Source organism: Elstera sp. (assembly GCF_044372965.1).
Taxonomy (GTDB): domain Bacteria; phylum Pseudomonadota; class Alphaproteobacteria; order Elsterales; family Elsteraceae; genus Elstera.
Window position 1 is genome coordinate 1 of the sequence record NZ_JBILQX010000213.1, and the last position, 5318, is coordinate 5318.

A 5318-nucleotide genomic window follows, 5' to 3' on the forward strand; every position below is an offset into this window, starting at 1 on the left:
CCCGAGCGGCCCCGCTTCCGGCACGCCCCCATCCCGCGCCAACACGTCGGGAACCGAGCGCAGCACAAAGCCTTCGCGCTCGAACTCTTCGGCAATGGCGCGCAGCAAACCATCATCGCCAAAGGCTTTAATTCCGATCCGGGCAATAAAGGCCGCGCCCCTTACGTCCGGCGCGACCGAAAAGAGCGAGGGGCGTTTTACTTTTCCGGCGAAAACAACGTCTTGAACCCCGGCGTTCCGAAGCGATTCGAAGATTGCCCCCGCCGCCCCCATTCGGTGCCGGGCGTGCGGCACCCCGTCCGTAATTTCAGGATCGGCTTGGCCGTCGAGTGCCAGAACGAAGAAGCTCTGCCCGCGCGCCCGGCAGGCGGCGATAATCTCGCGCGGCAAACCACCGCCCCCGGCGACGATCCCAAGGGTTCTGTGCACGGGGTCGGTCATGTCACTCAGCGCGGTTGGCAGATGGCGCGGTTGCTGTCCGTGCGGATGAACTCGACGATATCCATAATCGCCCGGTTATCCTTCATCAACCCGCTGACGTCCTCGATCCGCTCGGCCATCGTGCCTTCGGCGGCAAACAGCAGGCGATAGGCGGCGCGCAGGGCGTGAACCTCGTCGCGCTCGAACCCGCGCCGCTTGAGGCCGATGATATTGAGCCCCGAAAGCCGCGCCCGGTCGCCCATCACCATCCCGTAGGGAATAACATCGCCCTCAACACCCGACATGCCGCCGACCATCGAATGTTTGCCAATGCGTACATATTGGTGAACCGCGCTGAGCCCGCCGATATTCACGTAATCGCCAATCTCCACATGCCCGCCGAGGGTCGCCTGATTGGCCATCACCACATTATTGCCCACCCGGCAATCATGGGCGATATGAACGCCGACCATGAACAGCCCATTGTCGCCCACACGGGTTTCGCCGCTGCCGAAGGGCGTGCCGGGATGCATGGTGACATGTTCGCGGATGGTGCAGTTCACCCCGATAATCAGGCGAACCTCTTCGCCCTTATAGCGCGCGTGCTGGGGCGGCATACCGATCGTAGCGAACGGGTAAAGCGTGCTCCCCGCACCAATCTGCGAGTAGCCGCCGACCACGACGTGGCTCAGCAGCGTCACCCCATCGCCCAGCACCACGTTCGGGCCAATATGGCAAAATGGGCCAATCGTGACATTGGTCCCCAGTTGGGCCCCGTCCTCGATAATGGCGGTGGGGTGCACGGAAAGGGTCATTTTTCGTCCAAAATCATTGCGGCGAAAGTTGCTTCGGCCACCAGCGTGCCATTCACCTTGGCCGCGCCGGAGAATTTCCACACGGTCTTGCGCTGGGCAATCTTGGTGACGTGGATATGCACTTGATCGCCCGGCGTAACCGGTTTGCGGAAGCGGGCTTCATCAATGGTCATGAAATAGACCAGTTTGCCTTCCGCCTCCGGCCCGAGGGTTTGCACCACCAGAACCGCCGCCGTTTGCGCCATCGCTTCGATAATCAGCACCCCCGGCATGACGGGGCGCGACGGGAAATGCCCCATGAAGAACGGCTCGTTGATCGAGACATTCTTAACGCCCGTGCAGGATTCGTTCGGGATGACATCAATCACGCGGTCGATCATCAGCATCGGGTAACGATGCGGGATCATTTGCATAATGCGGGAAACATCAATCACGGGAATGGTTTCCGGCGTGGAGCCGGTTTCGGTTCCTTCCACGGTGATGGTATCGCTCATTCGCCTGTTCCTTTTTTCTGCCCGACCTTCAACAGAAAAGCCGATTGGCGGTGCCACTCGCGGACAGGCACCGCCGGAAACCCTCCAAGGCTGGAGCCAGCCGGAACATCCCGGAACAGCGCCGCCCGCGACGCAATCCGAGTTCCCCGGCCAACACGGATATGGTCGGCAATGCCGACTTGTCCACCCAGCACGACATAATCTTCCAGCACAGTACTGCCGGAGATACCAACTTGCGCCGTAATGATACAGCCCTTACCGATTTGCACATTATGCGCGATATGGACGAGATTATCGATCATCGTCCCTTGCCCGATCACGGTGCGGGTCAAGGTTGCCCGGTCGATACAGGCATTCGCCCCAATTTCCACATCGTCGCCGATTTCGACTAGCCCCAGTTGCGGCACTTTCACCACGCCGGTTTGCGTGGTGACAAAACCAAACCCCGGCTCGCCGATCCGCGCGCCCGCCAGTATTTTCACCCGATCGCCAATCAGGCAATAGTGCAGCGACACCAGCGCGCCAATATCGCAATCCGCCCCCACTTCGACGCCATCCCCGATCACCGCTCCGGCGCGAATGATGGTACGCGGGCCGATTTTAGCCTGCCGCCCAACCGAAACCTGGGCCGCAATCGTCGCACTGGAGTCGACCGTCGCCGTTGGATTAATCGCCGCCGACGGGGCAATCCCTGCGGGGGGCAGAGGCTCGGGGAAGAACTGCCGCGCCATTCGGGCGAAAGCCACCGTTGGCGCAGGGGCAATTAGCAGGGCCGCGTCGGTTTTGGCGACCGCTGCCACTTCCGCTGTTACCAAAATCGCCGACGATGCGGGCCAGGCCTGAAGCGCCTCTAAATGCCTACGATGATCGCAGAAGCTCAGCGCACCCGGCTCCGGCGTGTGCAGGGGGGCAACGGTCTCAACCCGCGTTTCACCGTGCCGCGCGTCTTGAAGCTGCGCGCCAGCCCGGTCCGCGAGCAGTTTCAGCGCAAGCGGGCCGGTTGATCTGAAAAAACGCGAATCGGGCATCAGAAAATACGCGCTAGTTGCTCTTCGGCGGCGTCGCCGGAGCACTCGCGGGTGTGGGTGTCGCGGCTTGCGGCGGCGGCAGTTTGAGCGTCACGCGCGGCAATTTAGCATTCAAGCGTTGCAGCGCGTCCGCCGTAATATCCAACTCGGTTGCAAACAACAGTGTCGCATTCCGGTAGATAACGACGTTTATACCTCGCTCGATGGCAATTTGCTGAAATATTTCATTCAAAGCCGCTTCAATGGGCTGCGTGCTTTGGGCTTCACCTTCGGCCAACTGACGGCGACGAACATTGATTTGACGCTGAAACTCATTCAACTGCGTATCGAATTGCTTGCGCTTTTCCGTTATTTGTTCCGGCGTGAGAGTCGCCGCCTGCTTGCGGAAATCATCTTCCAGCTTACGCAGATCGTCGTTCTTTTTCTTCAGTTCGGCGTCCCAGGCCTTCGATTGGCTTTCAATCTGCGCGCGAAGCGACTTATAGGCCGCCCCATCACGCGAGATAATACCCATATCGACCACGCCGATCACGGCGGCGGGAAGCTTCGCCCCGGCCGTGGTAGGGCGTTGCGCTTGCGCCGGAGCCGGCGTGCCGCTCGGCACAGGCGCCGGGGCTGCCGCCGGTGCGGGGCTCGTCGGGGTTTGAACGGGCGCGGGGGCAGGTGCGGTTCCGCTTGGGCGCGGCGCGGGCGCGGGCAAGGTTCCGGAGGGCGCTTGCGCCAGACCGATCCCCGGTGCGACCGCAACGGCCATCCCCAAGGCGAGCGTTACCGCCACGCGACCCCGCAGTTTAGAAAACTTGCTTACCATCGTTACCGATCTTTCGCTCAAACTGTTCGACCATTCCACTCAGACGCCAGCATTAGTAGCGCGTTGCAAATCCGAAAGTGAAGTTTTGAGTGCGGTCAAATTTTTGTTTCAGGTAAGGAATGCCGAAATCCACCCGGATCGGCCCGAACGGCGACACCCATGTAAACCCAATCCCCACCGCCGCGCGGAGCGACGTCGAATCGAGCGTTCCCGATCCCGTCACGTCGGCCCCCCAGGCCGACCCGATATCGTGAAACAGGCGGGCCGACAGCCCAAGCTCTTTCGGCAGCCCCAGGGGGAAGGAGACTTCCTGGGTCAGCACATAATAGTTTTGCGCACCCAGCGCGTCCCCAGACCCACTATCGCGGGTCCCGACGCCGCCGGTTCGGAAGCCCCGGAATTCGTCGCCACCGATATAAAACCGATCATTGATGCGAACGTCTTCGCCGAAGCCCACAACATTACCGACATTGGCGCGCAGGGACGCCACCACTTCCGGCATCACCGGATAGTAAAATTCCCCACGTAAATTGGTCCGCAGATATTTCGCGTCGCCGCCAAGCCCGGCAATGTCATTTTCCAAAGAAATCACATAACCATCGGTCGGATTGCGGCGGCTATCCCGGCGGTCGAACGAAATACTATGGGTAACGAAAGACGAGAGTGTCGTCCCCTGACTTTCCTTCACATAGCGCGATGCATCGCTTTCAACGTCGCTAATCCGGTCCGACCGCAGCGTGTATTTAACGCTTTCGGCCCAATCATCGTTCAACTGCCAGCCGAAGCCAAAGGCCGCCCCGGTTGAACGCCAATCATAGGAACTATATTTCTGCAAATCGCGCGTTGTATGGAAGGCATCCAATGTCAGCGCTAACTGCCGATCCAGGAAATAGGGCTCAACGAAGCTCACGTCGAGTTTGGAGCGTTTGGCCGCGATCAAGGTCGTAACTTTTAGGTCTTGACCCTGCCCCAAAAGGTTCCGCTCGCGAATGCCGATTTCACCCAAGGGGCCGTCCGAGGTGGAGAAACCGCCGCCCACGGTGAGATCACCGGTCGATTGCTCCTCAACTCTGGCTTTCAACACGATCTGATCGGGCTGCGAGCCTTGCTCGCGCGTGACTTCCACCGATTTGAAGAAGCCTAAGTCCTTAATGCGCTGCTCCGACCGGCGCAGGCGCGAGGCGTTAAAAGCATCGCCTTCCACCAAGCGGAACTCGCGGCGCAACACCCGGTCTTGCGTGCGGATATTGCCGGAAACATCGATACGCTCCACATAGGCCTTCGGTCCTTCGCGGACATCGAAGGTCACATCGATAACCCGGTTTTGCGGGTCGCGGTTCGTGATCGGTTGAATATCGACGAAAGCATAGCCAAGATCACCGACCTGCTGGGTCAGTTTCTCAATCGTGCTTTCAATTTCTTCGGTATTATACCATTCACCGCCGACAGTCGTGAGCGACTTATTAAGCGTTTGCGGATCAAGGTTTTTAAGTTGCGAGGTAAGGTTTATCTTACCGAACTTATAGCGCTGACCTTCTTCGACGGTAAAGGTTAGGTAGAAACTTTTGCGATCCGGGGCCAATTCGGCAACGGCGGACTGAATGCGAAAATCAGCATACCCCTGCTTCAAGTAGAAGCGGCGCAGTTTTTCACGATCAAAGGCCACCCGGTCGGGATCATAGGAATCGTCGCTCGCCCAAAAGCGATACCAACGGTATTCCGACGACACGAGTTCGGAGCGCAAAGTAGA

The 5318-nt window shown here is 59.4% G+C and carries 5 protein-coding genes and 1 pseudogene; all 6 read right to left on the reverse strand.

The genetic code is table 11. The annotated features are described in order from the left end of the window. Positions 1–441, reverse strand: a pseudogene (locus ACIQ36_RS17935) (LpxI family protein); the annotation flags it as partial. Between the two features lie 5 nt (positions 442–446). After that, complete coding sequence (lpxA, locus tag ACIQ36_RS17940) at positions 447–1235, reverse strand: acyl-ACP--UDP-N-acetylglucosamine O-acyltransferase (protein ID WP_395831855.1); 789 nt, start codon at positions 1233–1235, stop codon at positions 447–449. Beyond that, positions 1232–1729, reverse strand: a complete 498-nt coding sequence (gene fabZ, locus ACIQ36_RS17945) for a 3-hydroxyacyl-ACP dehydratase FabZ (protein WP_395831858.1) — start codon at positions 1727–1729, stop codon at positions 1232–1234. Before fabZ ends, lpxA begins: the two co-directional genes overlap by 4 nt. Continuing rightward, positions 1726–2757 (reverse strand): UDP-3-O-(3-hydroxymyristoyl)glucosamine N-acyltransferase, encoded by a 1032-nt coding sequence (lpxD, locus tag ACIQ36_RS17950; protein WP_395831860.1) that lies wholly within the window; start codon positions 2755–2757, stop codon positions 1726–1728. Before lpxD ends, fabZ begins: the two co-directional genes overlap by 4 nt. Positions 2758–2770: 13 nt before the next feature. Next, complete coding sequence (locus tag ACIQ36_RS17955; protein WP_395831862.1) at positions 2771–3568, reverse strand: OmpH family outer membrane protein; 798 nt, start codon at positions 3566–3568, stop codon at positions 2771–2773. A gap of 52 nt (positions 3569–3620) precedes the next feature. Further along, the coding region (gene bamA / locus ACIQ36_RS17960) for an outer membrane protein assembly factor BamA (RefSeq protein ID WP_395831864.1) at positions 3621–5318 on the reverse strand (1698 nt) is incomplete at its 5' end.

Coding starts and splice junctions, on each gene's coding strand:
- fabZ (WP_395831858.1), bottom strand. CDS start 1,729: ATGAGCGATACCATCACCGTGGAAGGAACCGAAACCGGCTCCACGCCG.
- ACIQ36_RS17955 (WP_395831862.1), bottom strand. CDS start 3,568: ATGGTAAGCAAGTTTTCTAAACTGCGGGGTCGCGTGGCGGTAACGCTC.
- lpxA (WP_395831855.1), bottom strand. CDS start 1,235: ATGACCCTTTCCGTGCACCCCACCGCCATTATCGAGGACGGGGCCCAA.
- lpxD (WP_395831860.1), bottom strand. CDS start 2,757: ATGCCCGATTCGCGTTTTTTCAGATCAACCGGCCCGCTTGCGCTGAAA.